The sequence below is a fragment of the Amycolatopsis nivea genome, from assembly GCF_004522235.1.
In the GTDB taxonomy this organism is placed as follows: domain Bacteria; phylum Actinomycetota; class Actinomycetes; order Mycobacteriales; family Pseudonocardiaceae; genus Amycolatopsis; species Amycolatopsis nivea.
Genome location: NZ_SDLT01000081.1, coordinates 1 through 17,080, shown reverse-complemented (window position 1 = coordinate 17,080; position 17,080 = coordinate 1). Strand labels below are relative to the sequence as shown.

The window sequence follows — 17,080 nt, the reverse complement described above, 5'->3', positions numbered from 1 at the left end:
TTGGGTGCATCTGACGCACCCAATGTGGCGTTCGGTGCGTCGCACGCACCCAATGCCGCATTGGGGCGCTTTGAGCCAGGGCCCGGGAGGGCGGCGGCGGGTCCGCTGCTCCGTTCAGCGCTGCCGATGTCGTAGCGCCGCACCGGGCCGAATCCGGCAAATCGGATACTGCTGCGCCGTCCGGGCTACGCGAAGCCCCAGGTGAGGGCCCATCCTGGTGACAGGCGTCGCACGAGTCCCACCTGTCCCGCTACCCTCGGAAGAGCACGTGCGTGTCGATACCACAGGTGGGGAAGCCTCGTGGCGCGACACGTGTCGAAGGACGCGGTAAACATGTCGCCGAACAAGAGGGAGGATTTGCCCGCGGTAGGGCAGGTCCAGTTTTTGACAGTCGCCGAAGTGGCCACGCTGATGCGGGTCTCGAAGATGACCGTGTACCGCCTGGTGCATTCGGGCGAACTTCCCGCGGTCAGAGTCGGGAAGTCCTTCCGGGTGCCGGAAAAAGCGGTGCACGAGTATCTGCAGGGTGCTTACTTCGACGTGGGCTGATCCGACGGCGGGCATGCGTCAGACCATGCCCGCCGACCAGCCCGCGCCGGGACGCTAGTAACCTGGTAAACCGCTCGTGCCTGTGCGCTCCACCCGTTGGACGCTGCGCCGGGCAGCGTGACCGACGACCAAGAGGAGCGCCCATGGGTTCCGTGATCAAGAAGCGCCGCAAGCGCATGTCGAAGAAGAAGCACCGCAAGCTGCTGCGCCGTACGCGCGTGCAGCGGCGCAAGGCCGGCAAGTGAGCCGTCCGCGCGGCTAGAGTTTCGTGGCCCGTCCAGTCTCTGGACGGGCCACACTCATGTTCGGACCCTCCTACGCCCGATCGAGTGAGGCGCGTATCGCAATCCGGACGTCCCTCGTAAATACCAGGTAAGACCTGGTCAGCAGGGTGTCCGGGGCCGGTAACATGGCAGGTGCATCAGCGCGATGCTTCCAGCGAGTGCAGGTTCGCGCACCCCGAGTGATCACTCCGTCTTGCACACTGCTGCCGATCAGGGAGTTCCATGGCCTCGAACATCGTGCTCGTCACCGGAGTCGCCGGCGACCTCGGCGGGAAGCTGCTCGCCAGGCTCGGCGCGCATCCGGATCTCGAGCGGGTGATCGGCGTCGACACCGCCCCGCCGTCCAAGGACGTCCAGCAGCGGATGGGCCGCGCCGAGTTCGTCCGCGCGGACATCCGCAATCCGCTCATCGCGAAGGTGATCAGCAGCGCCGAGGTGGACACCGTCGTGCACACCTCGTGCACCGCGCATCCGGCCGGGCCGAGCCGGCGCGCCGCGGTCAAGGAAGTCAACGTCATCGGCACCATGCGGCTGCTCGCCGCGTGCCAGCGCGCGCCGAAGGTGCGCAAGCTCGTGGTGAAGTCGAGTGCCGCGGTCTACGGCGCGGGCGCGCGTTCGCAGGCGGTGTTCACCGAGGATTCGGAGCTGATCCCGCCGTCGACCAGCGGCTACGCGAAGGACGCGGTCGAGATGGAGGGCTACGTGCGCGGGCTCGCCCGCCGCCGCCCGGACCTGACCGTCACGCTCCTGCGGTTCGCGAACATCATCGGCCCCGAGGTCGACACCGTGCTGGCCCGGTACTTCTCGCTGCCGGTCGTGCCGACCGTCTTCGGCTACGACTCCCGGCTGCAGCTGCTGCACGGGTCAGACGCGCTGTCAGTGCTCGAAATGGCGACGCTGGAAGACCGGCAGGGCGTCTTCAACGTCGCGTCCGAGGGCGTGCTGACCCTGTCGCAGGCGATCCGCCGGGCGGGCCGGGTCGGGCTGCCGATGCCGCGCGGCGTGGTGCCGTCGGTCGGGAAGCTGCTGCGCGGCGCCCGGCTGGTCGATTTCTCCGCCGACCAGGTGCGGCTGCTGAACTTCGGCCGCGCGGTCGACATCACGAAGCTCAAGAAGGAATTCGGGTACACGCCCCGCTGGACCACCCGCGAGGCGTTCGACGACTACGTGGCCGGCCGCGGCCTGCGTCCGGTGCTCGACGGCGGTGCGCTGGCCGGGCTGGCGGGCAAGGTGCTCGAGGCCGCCGCCACCGGGCAGGCGCGCCGATGAACCACGCGACGAGGGCCGGAAGCGAGGCGAATCCCGTGAACAGTGCTGAGGCACAGGTCATTCCGCTGCATGGACCCGGCCGGGAGAAGCCGGCCGAGGCCCCGGCTCCGGTCGAGGAGCGGGTGGACGCGCCGGTCGTGGAGTTCCCGGCGCAGCCGTCCGGTCCGGTGCGCGAGCCGGCCGCCGATCCGCTGTCGGAATCGGTGCGCGGCGCGCTCACCTTCCTGCGCCACCGGCTCACCGGCGACTACGAGGTGGACGAGTTCGGCTTCGACGCCGAGCTCACCGAGACGCTCGTGCTGCCGCCGCTGCGCGCGCTGTACGAGAAGTGGTTCCGGGTCGACACGTTCGGCGTCGAGAACCTGCCGAAGGCGGGCGGCGCACTGCTGGTGTCCAACCACTCCGGCACCTTGCCGCTCGACGCGCTGATGACCGCGGTCGCGGTGCACGACGAGACCGGCGGACGGCATCTGCGCGGCCTCGGCGCGGACCTGGTGTTCAAGCTGCCGCTGGTCGGGTCGTTCGCCCGCAAGTCAGGGCAGACGCTCGCCTGCAACGCCGACGCCGAACGCCTGCTGACCAACGGCGAACTGGTCGGCGTGTGGCCGGAAGGCTTCAAGGGCGTCGGGAAGCCGTTCTCCGCGCGGTACAAGCTGCAGCGCTTCGGCCGCGGCGGGTTCGTGTCCGCGGCGATGCGCGCGGGCGTGCCGATCATCCCGGTGTCGGTGGTAGGGGCCGAGGAGACGTATCCGAAGATCGGCGAGCTCAAGGTGCTGGCCCGGCTGCTCGGACTGCCGTACTTCCCGGTCACGCCGTTCTTCCCGCTGCTGGGCCCGCTCGGCGCGGTGCCGCTGCCGACGAAGTGGACCATCGAGTTCGGCGAACCGATCCGCACCGACGAGTACGGCCCGGAAGCGGTCGACGATCCGATGCTGGTGTTCACGCTCACCGACCAGGTCCGCGAGTCGATCCAGCACTCGCTGTACCGCAGGCTTTCCCAGCGCCGCAGCGTTTTCCGGGGTTGAGCTTCAGCCGGGCAGGCGCCAGCCTCGGCGCACTGAGCGTTCGCAGCGCCGCGGTTCGTCGCCGACGCTGACGAACAGCGCGGTCAGCAAGGCCGCGCCGTGCTCGAGCGTGCCGCGCGGCAGGGGACCGTTCGCGACCAGCGAGACCAGACCGTGCGCGATGGCCCAGCTTTGCGTGGCGAGTTCGAGCGCGTCGAGGCCTTCGCGGTACCGGCCCGTGTCGCGGCCGCGGGCGGCGGCTTGCACCAGGTATTCGAGGGTGTCGTCTGCGGCTTGGGCGTCTTCCAGGTCGAAGTTGGCGTCGAACATCACGCGGTACAGGTCCGGGTGGGTCAGCGCGTTGCCGAGGTAGGCGGAGATCAGCGCGGCGTGGTCGCGTACCGGATCGGCGGACTGGCGGACCTCGGCCATCCGGTGCGCCAGCCGGGTAAAACCTTCCTGCCGCAAGGCTTTCCACAGCCCGTCCATGCTGTCGAAGTGCGTGTAGACGGCCATCGTCGACACTCCGGTGCCGGTCACGAGCGAGCGCAGGGTGATCGGTTCGCGGGTGCGGAGCATCTGCGCTGCCCGTTCGAGCAGCAAGGTGCGCACTGCCGGATCTTTCGCCCTCGCCATGGCGGCATACTATAGCATTGCAATGCTATGTTTTGAAGACCGAGGACCTTCAGGAGGAAACATGGCCGTCACCCTGGTCAATCCCGCTTCGCTGCCGCAGGTCGGCCTCTACCGGCAGGTGTCCGTCGCGACCGGCTCGCGGACGGTGTACCTCGCCGGGCAGGTCGCGCGGACCGCGGACGGCGGGCACGTCGGGGAAGGGGACCTGGCCGCGCAGGTCGAGCAGGCTTACCTGAACGTGGCCGCGGCGCTGGCCGAGGTGGGCGCCACGTTCGCGGATGTCGCGCGGCTGACCGTGTATTTCGTCGAGTGGTCGCCGGAGAAGATGGGCGAGTTCGTCGAGGGCGTGCAGCGGGCGGAGAAGAAGCTGGGCGTCAGCATTCAGGCCCCGTTGACCGGGATCGGCGTGGCGTTCTTGGCCGAACCGGACCTGCTGGTCGAGGTCGAGGCGACCGCGGTGCTGGACTGATCCGGTTTCAGCGGCGGCGGTACGCCATCCCCGCGGCAACCGCCCCCGCGACCGCGCCCGCGCCGAGTACGGACGGGACGCCGATGCGGGCGGCTTTGCGGCCGGTGCGGAAGTCGCGGATTTCCCAGCCGCGGGCACGGGCGACGTCGCGCAGGCCGCTGTCCGGGTTGACCGCGACCGCGGTGCCGACGACCGACAGCATCGGCACGTCGTTCTGCGAATCCGAATAAGCCGTGCAGCGCTTGAGGTTCAGGCCCTCCCGCGACGCGAGCGCGCGGACCGCGTGGGCCTTCGCGCGGCCGTGCAGCATGTCGCCGACCAACCGTCCGGTGTAGACGCCGTCCTTGGTTTCCGCGACCGTGCCGAGCGCGCCGGTGAGCCCGAGGCGGCGGGAGATGATCGCGGCGAGTTCGATCGGGGTCGCCGTGACGAGCCACACGCGCTGGCCCGCGTCGAGGTGCATCTGCGCGAGCGCGCGGGTGCCGGACCAGATCTTGTCCGCCATCAGCTCGTCGTAGATCTCCTCGCTCATCGTGGTGAGCTCCTCGACCGTACGACCGGCCACAAAGGACAGCGCGCGCTCGCGGTGGGTCTTGATGTCGGCCTTGTTCTCGCGCCCGCCGATGCGGAACTTGACCTGGTCCCACACGAAACCGGCGAGGTCGGCCGAGGTGAAGAACTTGCGCGCGGCGAGCCCGCGGGCGAAGTAGAAGATCGACGCGCCCATCATCATCGTGTTGTCAACGTCGAAGAAGGCGCCCGCGGTGAGGTCCGGCGGCGCGGGCGGAACCGTCGTCGCCAGCTGCGCCGAGGAGGACGCGGCCTCCGCCGACGCTTCTCCGGCGAGCGTGGCGAGCCGCTCCAGTTCCTGACTCTTATCCTTGCCACGCCAAGCTGACACGCACACCGCCTCCAGGTTCGGGCACGTCCCGGCGGACGACGCCGACCGGGTCCTGCAGCACAGGGTAGCGACCGCGCGACTCACCCGTTGGAGATGTGGCCCGCGCCTCGGACAGGGGTTGCGTTCCGGGGTGACGCACGTCGCTGACCTTGGTGTCAGCCGATGACGATCGGCGGCAGTCCAGGCAGCAACGGCGGGATCGAGACGACCGGCGGGGGTGCGGGCCGGGTTGGGATCCGGGGTGTGGTGGGGGCGGTGATCGGCGGCGGGACGCTCGGCGGGACCGGCGGGTGCGGGATCTGGGGCGAGGTCGGCGTCGGGGTCGGCGTGCTCGGGTCGCTCAGCGTCGGTGACGAGACTGAGCGCACGGGCAGCGGGGAGTCCGTCGGCGGGACGCTCGTCCCGGCAGCAGGCGGCGGGCTGGTCGGCGTGGAGCCGCCGGGTGACAGCGGTTGCTGGGTGCACGCGCCGCGCGCCGGGAGGAGGCCGAGTTCGTCCGTGGTGCCGGTGGTGATCTGGTAGCAGCTCAGCCGCGAGCCCAGCGCGGAAGTCCGCTGCTGTACCCGGTCGAGCAGGAGGCGTGCCTGCTGGAGATCCGCGAGGGCGGACGCCGGGACGTCGGCCTGCTCCGACTCCAGTTGCCTCGATTGGCTCTGCGCCCACGATTCCAGCGACGTCAGCCGCGTGCGGTTGCCGCTCGTCGTCGCCAGCTCGGTGAGTTCGGACACGCCCGCGCGGACGTCGCTGCCGAAATCGTGCAGCGCGGTTTGGTACGCCGACGGGCTGGCGTCGCTCATCCGGCCCAGTTCGGTGACGCGGTTCGCGGCGAACTTGAGGTGTTTCTCGGCCTTGGCTTCGTCGCCGAAGGTCAGGCCGAGCGACGTCACTTCTCCGGCTCGCTTCACGCTGTACAGCGCGTCTCCGGGCAAGGCGTCTCGCGAAAGCAACAGCGTGAGCCCGCCAAGGCCGAGGATCAGCGCGATGCCCGCGGCGGCGAGGTCGGCCATTCGCGGCCGCCACCGGCGGCGGGGGAGCGGTTCGCCGATGCGGCCTTCGATCTCGGCGCGGATCCGGGCTCGGGTGGCTGGATCGGGGGCGCCAGCTTGGCCCAGTTCGCGCAGGGCGCCGACCAGTGCCAGCTCTTCGGCGAATTCTTCCGGCCGCTGTCCGGGGGAAGCATCGATCGCGTCGTCGAACCGTTCGCTCTCGGTCCGACCACGCGAAAACCACCCGGGCACGCCCACGGTGCTGCTCCGTCTCCACCCAACGCCCGGCCCTGACCGCCGGTCTGGGTGAGAAACGATTAAGAAGCCGAAAAAGTTACGGCTGTTCGTTGAACGATCAACGCAAGCCGGTGGGCAGCAGCTGCGCGAGCCGCCGGACCGCCCGGTGCTGCAGTGCCTTCACCGCGCCCTCGTTGCGGTCCATGATCTGCGCGGTCTCCGCGACCGACAGCCCCTGGAGGAACCGCAGCACGATGCATTCGCGCTGGTCCTCGCCCAGTTCGGCGACGCAGCGCAGCAGTTCGGCCCTGGTCGCGCCCGCGATCGCCTGCTGTTCGGGCCCGGCCTGGGCGACCGGGCCGACCGGTCCGCCGGGCACGCCGCCCGGTTCGGCGACCTCGTCGGTGACGACCTCGAGCCGGAACCGGCTGGACTTCACGTGGTCGAGGATCAGGTTGCGGGCGATGGTGACGAACCACGCGCCGACGTCGCGGCCCTGGTAGCTGACCGACGTGATCCGGCGCAGCGCGCGCAGGAAGGTCTCGCTGGTGACGTCCTCGGCCAGGTCGCGGTCGCCGAGGCGGAAGAGCGCGTAGCGGTAGACGACGTCGACGTACCGGTCGTACAGCTGGCCGAACGCGGAGGACTCGCCCGCTTGCGCGGCCCGCACCAGTTCCCACGCCTCGGCCTTCGCGACCTCGGCGGGATCCGGTTCGGCGTCGGCCTTGGGCAGCGGCACGGCGGCCGCGGGCGAGCCGAACACGCGGTCGGCGAACATCGAGACCGGACCGCGGTGCGGAGCGGCGGACAGGGTGATCGGACGGCTCATCGGGCGGCACCTCCGGCGGTCCCTGGTGCGGCCGGGCGCGTACCCGAGGGCGTGCGGGCGTGCCTCGGCGCGTGTCCCACACCCTCGTGGACCGGCGGCTTCGGCACGACGACTCCCTTGCTCGGGTCACCCGGTAGTGATCAACGCCACCCGGCGACGCAGTGCAGCATACGTGTTGTTACCGCGAAGTAGGTAGTGTCCCGGTCAGGCAGAGGTGCGACGATCGCGCAGCATCCCCATTACGGGTGACAAGATGACGAATCCGCAACGGAACGAGAGGGGTGGGGGTGGACCGGATCAGCACCGCCCACGGCGTCGCCGGCCTGCTCGCCGATGCGGCCAGCCGCTGGCCGGATCGCACGGCGATCACCGAGACGGGCACGGGTGCCATGCTGACCTGGCGAGAGCTCGACGACGCGGCGCACGCGCAAGCACGCCGGCTGGTGTCCTCCGGCGTCGCGCCGGGCGACCCGGTGGTGCTGCGGCTCCCGACGTCGGCTGACTTCGCGGTCGCCCTGTTCGCGGTGCTACGCGCGGGCGGAATCGCCGTCCCGCTCTCTCCGCAGGCCCCCGCACCTGAACTTGAACGGCTGCTGGAGCACTGCGGCGCGAAACGTGTGGTGCAGCGCGACGACGCCGAACTGCCCGAGGGCATCGCCGGCCTGCCGCCGCGCGACGACGAGCCGGGCGACGCGGTCGACCTCGGCCGGTCCGGCGAGGACATCGCGGTCATCTCGTACACGTCCGGCACGACCGGTCCGCCGCGCGGAGTGCTGCTGTCGCACCGCGCGCTGCTGGCGAACCTCGATCAGCTGTCCCAAGTGGACGGAGTGACCGAGCACGACGACCGGGTGCTGGTCTCGATCCCGCTCTTCCATGTCTACGGTCTCGGCCCGGGCCTGCTCATGGCCACGGCCGTCGGCGCGACGCTGGTGCTGTCCGAACGCTTCGAAGCCCGGCGGACGCTCCAGGACTGCGCCGAGCATGGCGTCACGGCGATCACCGGCGTGCCCGCGATGTACAACGAATTCGCCGCGCTCGACCCCGAAGAGCTGGCTCATGGCCTGGCGACGGTGAAACGGCTGACGTCCGGTGCCGCGCCGTTGCACCCCAAGGTGCTCGCGGCGATCCGCGAAGCCGCCGGGGTCGACGTGTACGAGGGCTACGGGCTCACCGAATGCGCGCCGGTTGTGACGTCGACGCTGGTCACCGGCTATCCGAAGCCCGGATCGGTCGGACGTCCCCTGCCCGGCATCGAGCTGCGGCTGGTGGAGTCGGACGGGTCCGCGGACGAGTTGCCGCTCGATCCCGAAGAGCCGGACGATGTGTTCGAGGCGGGCGGCAGCACCGGGCTGGTGTCGGTGCGCGGTGCCAACCTCTTCTCCGGGTACTGGCCGGACGGTGCGCACGGCCCGGACGCCGAGGGCTGGTTCCGGACCGGCGACGTCGGCTACCTCGACTCCGACGGCGATCTGCACCTGGTCGACCGGGCCAACGACTTGATCATCGTCAACGGGTTCAACGTCTTCCCGCACGAGGTCGAGGAAGTGATCTCGCAGCTGCCCGGGGTAGCTGAGGCCGCCGTCGTTGGCGTGGTCGACGAGCGAAGCGGCGAAGCGGTGAAGGCGGTCGTGGTGCCTGCCGAGGGCGCGGCACTGTCGGAGCAGCAGGTGGTGGACCAGTGCACCGCGCATCTCGCCGGGTACAAGGTGCCGCACACCGTCGAGTTCGCGGAGACGTTGCCGCATTCGGCGACCGGGAAGCTGCGCCGGCTGAAGCTACGCTGATCCTGTGCACAAAGTGACCGTGATGAGCCGCGAAGGATGCCACCTGTGCGACGTGGCCGAGGCGGACGTCGCGCGGGTCTGCGGCGAGCTGGGCGTGCCGTGGGAGACCGCGGACGTCGACAGCGACCCGGAATGGCGGGCCGAATACGGCGACCAGGTGCCGGTGATCCTGATCGACGGGGTCGAGCACGGGTACTGGCGCGTCGAGGAAGAACGGCTGCGCGCGGCACTGCGGTAAGCAACCCGTAAGCGCTTTGAACGGGCCGGACCCGCCCGGACCCGCCGAAGATGGTGGGGTGAGTGCGTTGAAAGAAGCCCCGCCGACCGTCCGGCCGCGCCTGTCGCTGGGCATCGCGACCTTCATCGGGCTGGTCTCACTGGCCGTCGCGCTGGGCGTGGGGCATCTGGTTGCCGGATTTGTCGGGTACAACGCGTCGCCGTTCGTCGCGGTCGCGGACTTCGTCATCGCGCACAGCCCGCACGCCGTCGTGGTGTGGGCGGAGCAGACGATCGGGACCGCCGACAAGACCGTGCTCAAGATCGGCCTGGCTGTGGTGCTGCTGGCGTTCGCGGTGCTCGCCGGACAGCTTTCGCGCCGTCGTGCGCTGCCCGGCCAGCTGCTGGTGGTCTTGGTGGGCGCGTTCGGGATCTTCGCGGTGTTCGAGCGCACGGACGTCGGACAGCTCGCGTTGCTGTCTCCGGTGCTGGCGCTGGGCGCTTCGCTGCTGGTGTTCAGCTGGTTGCACAAACGCGCGCTGCCGGCGGAAACCGAACCGCGGCAAGGGCTCAGCCGTCGCCAGGTCCTGCAGCGCGGCGCGGGAATCGCGGCCGGCGCCGGGGTGGCGGCGATCGTCGGCGAGGTCGTGTCCACCACCAGCAGCGCGACCGGTTCGCGCGCGTCGATCGGTCCGCTGGTCGCCGCGAAGAAGGCTCCGCCGCTGCCGCCGGACGCGGATTTCCACAAGCTCGGCTCGCCGCCGTTCATCACGCCGAACGGGAGTTTCTACCGGATCGACACCGCGTTCGTCGTGCCGCAGGTGCGGGCCGAGGACTGGACTCTCAAGATCCACGGCATGGTCGACCGCGAGGTGAGCTTTTCCTACGCGGACATCCGGAACCGGCCGCTGATCGAGCGGACGGTGACGCTCACCTGCGTCTCCAACGAGGTCGGCGGCGACCTGATCTCCACCGCGAACTTCATCGGCGTCGACCTGGTCGACCTGCTGGACGCGGCTGGCGTGCAGGCGGGCGCGCAGCAGATGTACGCGACCAGCGTCGACGGGTTCACCTGCGGCACCCCGGCCAACGTCGCGTTCGACCCGGCGCGCGGCGCGATGCTCGCGATCGGCATGAACGGCGAGCCGCTGCCGGTCGAGCACGGCTTCCCGGCGCGGATCGTGATCCCCGGGCTGTACGGCTACGTCTCGGCGACCAAATGGGTTACTGACCTGGAGTTCACGACCTGGGACGCGCGGCAGGCGTACTGGCTGCAGCGCGGCTGGGCGGAACAGGCCCCGATCAAGACCGAATCGCGAATCGACGCACCGGGCGACGGCACGTCGGTGCGCGCGGGCAAGGTCCGGGTCGCGGGGACGGCGTGGGCGCAGCACGTCGGGATCGCGAAGGTGGAAGTACGCGTGGACCAGGGCGCGTGGGTCCCGGCGACGCTGTCGGCCGAGGTCAACAAGGACACGTGGCGGATGTGGTGGGCCGAGGTGCCGGTGCCGCCGGGCAGCCACACGGTGACGGTGCGGGCGACGGACCAGTCCGGGTACACGCAGACTGACCATCCTGCGGACCCGGTGCCGGACGGTGCGACTGGATGGCACAAGGTGCCGTTCACCGCGGTGTGAACCTAGACCTGCGAAGAGCCGGGACAGCCTCAGGCGTGGTGCCCGCCGCTAGCTGATGCGGGGCGGAGGCAGTTGGCGGCTGAGCGCGTCGGCGAGCTGGTGTAGGTCATTGAGAGCCGGTTCGATGCGGGCGAGGTCCATGCGACCGTCTGCCCACGTCCACAACTGGCCCGCGACAAGCCGGAACGGCTGGCGGTGTGTGGTGACCCAGCTCCGGACCTGCGGGGTGAGGTCGGCAGGCGCCCCATCGACCGCCCAACCCCGATCGAAGTCGGAACCGCCGCTGGAGCTGGTCTTGAGGCCATGGGCCAACTGCCTGAGCATGCCGCGCGGCCGGACGGTCAGGTCTGGTGCCGCCCCAGGTAACTGGAGGGCGAAGACCTGGGTGAACTGCCGCTCGGCGCGATCGCTTGACTCAGCGTCGTCATGGCCAAAGACGGCGCTGTACTCGAACGACGTGAATTCGCGATCGCCGTTCGTTCCGGTGACGACGTGCCAAGCCCGAGGACGCCGCCCATCGTTGAACGGATACCCGTGACAACGGCCGAGAAGGTCGCGGTCCCGCTCTTGGTAGGCCCAACCATGCTCGGCCGCCGCGGCGGCGTACTGGTCGCGGCGTTTGCGGTAGTTGCGGAAGTACCAGTACGCGTAACCGCCGATCAAAACTACGGAAGGGATGCCTAGCAGCCACTGACTCACGAGTTGCTCCCGAATAAGGTGATGGTTGGTGGCTGTCATCCCGGCAACGACTGGATAACTTTAGCCGCTGCCCGAAGGGGTTACGTCTTAACGCGGGTGCGGGCGTGCCGCAGCTTGCGGCTGCTGAGTCTGCCTCGCAGCAGGTTGGTGCTGGCCGTTCGGACGGGCCGATGGCGAGGCAACTGAAGATCGTCATCGGAAGTGCGCTTACAGGCGGACCGCAGGCTTCGTTGTGCTTCTGGTCATGCGGATGACCAGTGACTTTGTGCATGCGTTCACAAGTGGACTACCGTAGGAACCCGTCCCCGCGAGGACCGGCATCGAACCGGACGGAAGCCGTGGGGTCAAGGGTTGGTTTTCCACTGCCGGTCAAGGCAGGTGGGGGACAGCGCGGGCACGAAGCCGGATTGAGGAGAAGTCAGCGTGGTGACACAGCGGGGCGGGCGCAGCGGTGCCGAACCGCCGGCCACGCCTCCCCGCGACGAATCCGACGTCGCCGAATCCGCCCCGCCTGCCGCGCGCCGGTCCGGTGGACGGCACGCCGCGGGCAGCCGCCGTCGAGCCACGGTGAGCGAGAACGGCTTGGCGCGCAACGGAAACTCGGCGGGCACGGAGAACGGGGACGACCAGGTCGCTGGCGGCGGCGAGCACGCGGCGGGCAACGGGCGCGTCTCCGGGAATGGCCGGGCCGCGTCCAGTAACGGCAATGGCAACGGCCGCGCCAGCCGGGCGAGCACCCGGGCCGCCGCCGAAGCCCAGGCTGAAACCCAGGCCGAAGCGGAGAGCGACGCCAAACCCCGCACCCGCCGCGCCGCCCGCACCTCCCGCCCAGCCCCGGACGCCGACAACGCGCCTACCGCCGAGATGCCCGCCGTCTCCGATGCGGAGGACACCGCGGTCCGCGCGAAGCAGATTCCGGAGGCCGCCGTCGCCCGGCTGGCCGTCTACCTGCGGATCCTCTCCGGATTGGCCGAACAGGGCGCGACCACCGTCTCCAGCGAGGAACTCTCCGCCGCGGCGGGCGTGAACTCCGCCAAGCTCCGCAAAGACCTCTCCTACCTGGGCTCGTACGGCACCCGCGGCGTCGGCTACGAGGTGCAGGTGCTCGTCAGCCAGATCGAGCGGATCCTCGGCCTCACCCGGCAGCACCGGGTCGCCGTGGTCGGGATCGGCAACCTCGGCCACGCGCTCGCCAACTACGGCGGATTCCCCGGCCGCGGCTTCCCGGTCGAAGCGCTCTTCGACCTCGACCCCGATCTGATCGGCGTCCCCGTAGGGGGTCTCCCGGTCTCCCACATGGACGACATTCCTCGCGTTTGCTCCGAAAGGGAGATTTCCGTGGGGATCATCGCCACACCTCCTACCGCCGCGCAGTCGGTGTGCGACAGGCTGGTAGCAGGCGGCGTCCAGTGCATCCTCAACTTCGCGCCGGTAGTGCTCCAGGTGCCGGCACACGTCGAGGTCCGCAAGGTCGACCTGGCCGTCGAGCTGCAGATCCTCTCGTTCCACGTGGCTCGGCGCGCCGACAGCGCGGCATCCGCCGGGGAAAACCGGGGGAATACCGGGTTACCCGGCGCCGGCGGGCCCGCCGACAATGGGAGCGGACGAAACGGCGCCGGTACGGACGGCGGTCTCGGAATGGTGGTGCGCTGAATGAGCGTGTTGGCGGTCGGGCTCTCCCATCGCAGTGCGGATCTCGGCACGCTCGAGCGCGCGGCGATCCCCGCGGACGAGCTGACCAAGGTCCTGCACGACCTGCAGCAGGCGGAGCACATCAGCGAGGTCATGCTCGTCTCGACGTGCAACCGCATCGAGGTCTACGCCGTGGTCGAGACGTTCCACGGCGGCGTCAACGACGTCTCGGAGGTGCTCTCCCGCAAGGCCGGGATGGAGCCCGCCGAGCTGTACGACAGCCTGTACGTGCACTACGCGGGCGCGGCCGTCGAGCACCTGTTCTCCGTCGCCTCGGGCCTCGACTCGATGGTGGTCGGCGAGACGCAGATCCTCGGCCAGGTCCGGTCCTCGTACGCGACCGCGCGCGACGCCGGCACCGTCGGCCGCACACTGCACGAGCTGATCCAGACCACGCTGCGCGTCGGCAAGCGCGTGCACTCCGAGACCGGGCTCGACCAGCTCGGCGCGTCCGTCGTGTCCGAGGCGCTGGCCGCCGCGGGGGACATCGCGGGCAAGCACGCGCTGATCGTCGGGGCCGGTTCGATGGGCGCGCTCGCCGCCGCCCAGCTGCGCAAGGCCGGGATCGCCGAGATCACCGTGGCCAACCGCACCGAAGCCAACGCCGCCCGGCTGGCCGAGAAGGTCGTCGCGGAGGGGATCCCGGCTCGTTCGGTGCCGCTGACTGAACTCGCGGACGCGGTCGAACTGGCCGATCTCGTCGTGGCGTGCACCGGTGCGCAGGACGCGGTCTTCCTCGCCGGGCACGTGCCCGCGCGCGCCGGCCGGCGGCTGGTCGTCTGCGACCTCGGGCTGCCCAAGGACGTCGACCCCGCGGTCGCCGAACTCGCCGACGTCACCGTGGTCGACCTGGAGACGATCCAGCGCCGCATGCGCGACGCCGGAGCCCCGACCACCGAGCGGCAGACCGCCAAAGCCAACGGCATCGTGCTCGACGAGGTGCGCGAGTACCTCGCCGGACAGCGCAGTGCCGAGGTCACGCCGACGGTCACCGCGCTGCGCAGGCGCGCGGCCGAGGTCGTGGACGCGGAGCTGCTCCGCCTGGACAACCGGCTGCCGGAACTCGACAGCCAGGTTCGCGAAGAGGTCGGCCGCACGGTTCGCCGCGTGGTCGACAAGCTGCTGCACGCGCCGACGGTGCGGGTCAAGCAGCTGGCCGCCGAGACGGCCGACACCGACTACGCCAACGCGTTGCGGGAACTGTTCTGCCTCGACCCGCAGGCTCCTGCGGCCGTGGCGAGCCCGACAGCGCCGGAATCCGAGAAGAAGCGGTAAGTGACCAGAGTCATTCGCATCGGCACGCGGGGCAGCAAGCTCGCCCTCGCGCAGACCGGCATCGTCGCCGACACCATCCGCGCCACCGGGGCGGAGGTGGAGATCGTCACCGTCACCACCCCCGGCGACCTCTCCAGCGCCCCGATCTCGCAGATCGGGGTCGGCGTGTTCACCTCGGCGCTGCGGGAAGCGTTGCTGCGCAACGAGATCGACGTCGCCGTGCACTCGTACAAGGACCTGCCCACCGCGCCCGAGGACGGCCTCGTGCTGGCCGCGGTGCCGCCGCGCGAGGACCCGCGCGACGCGCTGATCGCGCGCGACGGCCTCACCCTCGGCGAGCTTCCGCCGGGCGCGAAGGTCGGCACCGGCGCGGCCCGGCGGATGGCGCAGCTGCGCGCGCTGGGTCTCGGTTTGGAAATCGTGCCGATCCGAGGCAATATCGATACCCGCATGCGCAAGGTGACCGACGGCGAGCTGGATGCCGTGGTGCTCGCGCGTGCCGGACTGGCCAGGGTCGGCCGGGTGGACGAGATCACCGAAACCCTCGACCCGATCCAGATGCTGCCCGCCCCCGCGCAGGGGGCGCTGGCGCTGGAGTGCCGGGCCGCCGACGTGGACATCGAGCACCTGCTCGCGTCCGCGGTGGACGACGAGAGCACGCGGGTCGCGGTGACGGCCGAACGGGCTCTGCTCGCCGCGCTCGAAGCCGGGTGCAGCGCGCCGGTGGGCGCGCTCGCCGAGATCGTCGAGGACCTCGACGACGAGGGCGCGGTGGTGGAACGCATCTCGCTGCGCGGCACCGCTGCCGTCGAAGGCGAGAACGGCGGCGTCGACATGGTGCGGGCGTCCGCGATCGCCGGGATCGGCGAGGCGGAGAAGCTCGGCCGGGAACTGGCCGCCGAACTGCTTGACCTGGGAGCCGGGGCGCTGCTCGGCCCCGCGCTGTGACGCCAGCCGTCACCGACCCGCACGACCTGCCCGACACCAGCGGCCGGAGCACCGGCCGCCCAAGAGGAGAAGAACACCAACGATGACCCCTGCTCGCAAGACCGCCGGGCGCGTCGCCTTCGTGGGCTCGGGCCCCGGGGACGCCGGGCTGCTCACCGTCCGCGCCCAGGAACTCCTGGCCAAGGCCGAGGTCGTGGTGACCGACCCGGACGTGCCCGCCAGCGTGCTCGCCTTCGCCGCCCCCGGCGCCGAGGTCCGCCCCGCCGTCGGCGAACCGTCCGACGTCGCGAAGGACCTGACCGCCGAGGCCAAGGCAGGCCGGCTCGCGCTGCGGCTGGTCTCCGGCGACCCGCTGACCAGCCCGGCCGTCGTGGCCGAGGTCCAGGCCGTCGCCCGCACCTCGGCCGTGTTCGACGTCATCCCGGGCGTCGCGCCGGGCACCGCGGTGCCCGCGTACGCGGGGGTCGCGCTCGGCGGCACCTACACCGAGGCGGACGTCCGCGGCGAGGTCGACTGGGGCGCGCTGGCCGCGGTCCCCGGCCCGATCGTGCTGCACGCGACCTCGGCGCACCTGGCCGAGGCGGCGAGCCAGCTCACCGAGAAGGGGCTGCCCCCGACCACCCCGGTCGCGGTCACCGCGAACGGCACCATCAACACCCAGCGCACGCTGGACACCACGCTGGCCTCGGTCGCGAACGACGCGGGCGAGCTGGTCGGCCCGCTGGTCGTGACGGTCGGGCAGGCCGCCGGGCAGCGGTCGAAGCTGTCCTGGTGGGAGTCGCGGGCGCTGTACGGCTGGAAGGTCCTGGTGCCGCGCACCAAGGAGCAGGCTGGCGAGATGGCCGAGCGGCTGCGCGGCCACGGCGCGACCTCGCACGAGGTCCCGACGATTTCGGTCGAGCCGCCCCGCAGCCCGGCGCAGATGGAGCGCTCGGTCAAGGGCCTGGTCGACGGCCGCTACCAGTGGATCGTCTTCACCTCCACCAACGCGGTGCGCGCGGTGTGGGAGAAGTTCGAGGAGTTCGGTCTCGACGCGCGCGCGTTCTCCGGCGTGAAGATCGCCTGCGTCGGCGAATCGACCGCGGCGAAGGTGCGTTCGTTCGGCATCATCCCGGAACTGGTCCCGACCGGCGAGCAGTCGTCCGAGGGCCTGCTGGCCGAGTTCCCGCCGTACGACGACGTGCTGGACCCGGTCAACCGCGTCCTGCTGCCGCGCGCGGACATCGCCACCGAGATCCTGTCGGCCGGTCTGGTCGAGCGGGGCTGGGAAGTCGATGACGTCACGGCTTACCGGACCGTGCGGGCCGCGCCGCCGCCAGCCGAGACCCGCGAGATGATCAAGACCGGCGGGTTCGACGCGGTCTGTTTCACCTCGTCGTCGACCGTGCGGAACCTGGTCGGGATTGCCGGGAAGCCGCACACGCGCACGCTGGTGGCGTGCATCGGGCCGAAGACCGCCGAGACTGCGGTGGAGTTCGGTCTGCGGGTGGATGTGCAGCCGGAGAAGGCTGATGTGCCGCATCTGGTGGACGCGCTGGCCGAGCACGCGGCTCGGTTGCGGGCGGAGGGCGCGCTGCCGCCGCCGCGCAAGGCCAAGCGGACTCGGCGCAGCTGAGGTTTCGGTCCGTGAAGGGCTCCTTGAGGGAATCAGATTCCCTCAAG

Annotated in this window: 17 protein-coding genes; 12 read left to right on the top strand and 5 right to left on the bottom strand. The window is 70.6% G+C overall.

Annotation, left to right across the window (positions count from 1 at the left end; genetic code table 11):
- Positions 1-333: 333 nt before the first annotated feature.
- The 4 genes from EIZ44_RS43735 (at position 334) to EIZ44_RS43720 (ending at position 3,127) form a co-directional block, all read left to right on the top strand.
- The gene (locus tag EIZ44_RS43735) at positions 334-549 is read left to right on the top strand and encodes a helix-turn-helix domain-containing protein (RefSeq protein WP_033291067.1); all 216 of its coding nucleotides are present in this window, start codon (positions 334-336) and stop codon (positions 547-549) included.
- A gap of 143 nt (positions 550-692) precedes the next feature.
- A complete protein-coding gene (locus EIZ44_RS43730; RefSeq protein WP_007030867.1) occupies positions 693-794 on the top strand; it encodes a 30S ribosomal protein bS22 in 102 nt (33 codons plus the stop codon).
- Positions 795-1,055: 261 nt separating this feature from the next.
- Positions 1,056-2,102 (top strand): NAD-dependent epimerase/dehydratase family protein, encoded by a 1,047-nt coding sequence (locus EIZ44_RS43725; protein WP_134734535.1) that lies wholly within the window; start codon positions 1,056-1,058, stop codon positions 2,100-2,102.
- Entirely contained in the window at positions 2,099-3,127 is a 1,029-nt protein-coding gene (locus EIZ44_RS43720) for a lysophospholipid acyltransferase family protein (protein ID WP_134734534.1), read from the top strand. Before EIZ44_RS43725 ends, EIZ44_RS43720 begins: the two co-directional genes overlap by 4 nt.
- A 3-nt stretch (positions 3,128-3,130) precedes the next feature.
- Here the strand turns inward: EIZ44_RS43720 and EIZ44_RS43715 are convergent, their stop codons facing one another.
- The gene (locus EIZ44_RS43715) at positions 3,131-3,742 is read right to left on the bottom strand and encodes a TetR/AcrR family transcriptional regulator (RefSeq protein ID WP_134734533.1); all 612 of its coding nucleotides are present in this window, start codon (positions 3,740-3,742) and stop codon (positions 3,131-3,133) included.
- Between the two features lie 61 nt (positions 3,743-3,803).
- Between EIZ44_RS43715 and EIZ44_RS43710 the strand changes: the two genes are divergently transcribed.
- Entirely contained in the window at positions 3,804-4,211 is a 408-nt protein-coding gene (locus EIZ44_RS43710) for a RidA family protein (RefSeq protein WP_037818834.1), read from the top strand.
- A 7-nt stretch (positions 4,212-4,218) separates the two neighbouring features.
- Here EIZ44_RS43710 and EIZ44_RS43705 read toward each other — a convergent pair whose 3' ends face one another.
- From EIZ44_RS43705 to EIZ44_RS43695, 3 genes are all read right to left on the bottom strand, one after another.
- A complete protein-coding gene (locus EIZ44_RS43705; protein WP_051729659.1) occupies positions 4,219-5,127 on the bottom strand; it encodes an HAD family hydrolase in 909 nt (302 codons plus the stop codon).
- 140 nt (positions 5,128-5,267) lie between these two features.
- Positions 5,268-6,356: a DUF5667 domain-containing protein gene (locus tag EIZ44_RS43700; protein ID WP_134734532.1), complete on the bottom strand. Its 1,089-nt coding sequence runs from the start codon at positions 6,354-6,356 to the stop codon at positions 5,268-5,270.
- Between the two features lie 97 nt (positions 6,357-6,453).
- Positions 6,454-7,164 carry a sigma-70 family RNA polymerase sigma factor gene (locus EIZ44_RS43695; protein WP_199818095.1) on the bottom strand — a complete coding sequence of 237 codons (711 nt, stop codon included), beginning with the start codon at positions 7,162-7,164 and terminating at the stop codon, positions 6,454-6,456.
- Between the two features lie 281 nt (positions 7,165-7,445).
- On the opposite strand from EIZ44_RS43695, the gene EIZ44_RS43690 reads away from it, so the two are divergent.
- The 3 genes from EIZ44_RS43690 to EIZ44_RS43680 are packed head-to-tail and all read left to right on the top strand — an operon-like array spanning position 7,446 to position 10,804.
- Positions 7,446-8,951, top strand: coding sequence for an AMP-binding protein (locus tag EIZ44_RS43690; protein WP_134734531.1), 1,506 nt, complete (start codon positions 7,446-7,448; stop codon positions 8,949-8,951).
- A 22-nt stretch (positions 8,952-8,973) separates the two neighbouring features.
- Complete coding sequence (locus EIZ44_RS43685) at positions 8,974-9,189, top strand: glutaredoxin family protein (protein ID WP_134734536.1); 216 nt, start codon at positions 8,974-8,976, stop codon at positions 9,187-9,189.
- 58 nt (positions 9,190-9,247) lie between these two features.
- Positions 9,248-10,804, top strand: coding sequence for a molybdopterin-dependent oxidoreductase (locus EIZ44_RS43680; RefSeq protein ID WP_134734530.1), 1,557 nt, complete (start codon positions 9,248-9,250; stop codon positions 10,802-10,804).
- Positions 10,805-10,852: 48 nt separating this feature from the next.
- Here the strand turns inward: EIZ44_RS43680 and EIZ44_RS43675 are convergent, their stop codons facing one another.
- On the bottom strand, positions 10,853-11,503 hold the full coding sequence (locus EIZ44_RS43675; RefSeq protein WP_134734529.1) for a hypothetical protein: 651 nt from the start codon (positions 11,501-11,503) through the stop codon (positions 10,853-10,855).
- An 864-nt stretch (positions 11,504-12,367) separates the two neighbouring features.
- Between EIZ44_RS43675 and EIZ44_RS43670 the strand changes: the two genes are divergently transcribed.
- The 4 genes from EIZ44_RS43670 (at position 12,368) to EIZ44_RS43655 (ending at position 17,033) form a co-directional block, all read left to right on the top strand.
- Positions 12,368-13,156, top strand: a complete 789-nt coding sequence (locus EIZ44_RS43670) for a redox-sensing transcriptional repressor Rex (RefSeq protein WP_037818914.1) — start codon at positions 12,368-12,370, stop codon at positions 13,154-13,156.
- Complete coding sequence (locus EIZ44_RS43665; RefSeq protein WP_037818840.1) at positions 13,157-14,470, top strand: glutamyl-tRNA reductase; 1,314 nt, start codon at positions 13,157-13,159, stop codon at positions 14,468-14,470.
- The gene (hemC, locus tag EIZ44_RS43660; RefSeq protein ID WP_037818841.1) at positions 14,471-15,418 is read left to right on the top strand and encodes a hydroxymethylbilane synthase; all 948 of its coding nucleotides are present in this window, start codon (positions 14,471-14,473) and stop codon (positions 15,416-15,418) included.
- Positions 15,419-15,500: 82 nt separating this feature from the next.
- Positions 15,501-17,033, top strand: a complete 1,533-nt coding sequence (locus EIZ44_RS43655) for a bifunctional uroporphyrinogen-III C-methyltransferase/uroporphyrinogen-III synthase (RefSeq protein WP_037818842.1) — start codon at positions 15,501-15,503, stop codon at positions 17,031-17,033.
- The last annotated feature ends 47 nt before the right edge of the window (positions 17,034-17,080 follow it).

Bases quoted from the DNA above. Each gene is read 5' to 3' on its own strand.
- EIZ44_RS43670 (WP_037818914.1), top strand. From the start codon at position 12,368: ATGCCCGCCGTCTCCGATGCGGAGGACACCGCGGTCCGCGCGAAGCAG.
- EIZ44_RS43715 (WP_134734533.1), bottom strand. From the start codon at position 3,742: ATGGCGAGGGCGAAAGATCCGGCAGTGCGCACCTTGCTGCTCGAACGG.
- EIZ44_RS43685 (WP_134734536.1), top strand. From the start codon at position 8,974: ATGAGCCGCGAAGGATGCCACCTGTGCGACGTGGCCGAGGCGGACGTC.
- EIZ44_RS43695 (WP_199818095.1), bottom strand. From the start codon at position 7,164: ATGAGCCGTCCGATCACCCTGTCCGCCGCTCCGCACCGCGGTCCGGTC.
- EIZ44_RS43735 (WP_033291067.1), top strand. From the start codon at position 334: ATGTCGCCGAACAAGAGGGAGGATTTGCCCGCGGTAGGGCAGGTCCAG.
- EIZ44_RS43730 (WP_007030867.1), top strand. From the start codon at position 693: ATGGGTTCCGTGATCAAGAAGCGCCGCAAGCGCATGTCGAAGAAGAAG.
- EIZ44_RS43725 (WP_134734535.1), top strand. From the start codon at position 1,056: ATGGCCTCGAACATCGTGCTCGTCACCGGAGTCGCCGGCGACCTCGGC.
- EIZ44_RS43655 (WP_037818842.1), top strand. From the start codon at position 15,501: ATGACCCCTGCTCGCAAGACCGCCGGGCGCGTCGCCTTCGTGGGCTCG.
- EIZ44_RS43665 (WP_037818840.1), top strand. From the start codon at position 13,157: ATGAGCGTGTTGGCGGTCGGGCTCTCCCATCGCAGTGCGGATCTCGGC.
- EIZ44_RS43720 (WP_134734534.1), top strand. From the start codon at position 2,099: ATGAACCACGCGACGAGGGCCGGAAGCGAGGCGAATCCCGTGAACAGT.
- EIZ44_RS43710 (WP_037818834.1), top strand. From the start codon at position 3,804: ATGGCCGTCACCCTGGTCAATCCCGCTTCGCTGCCGCAGGTCGGCCTC.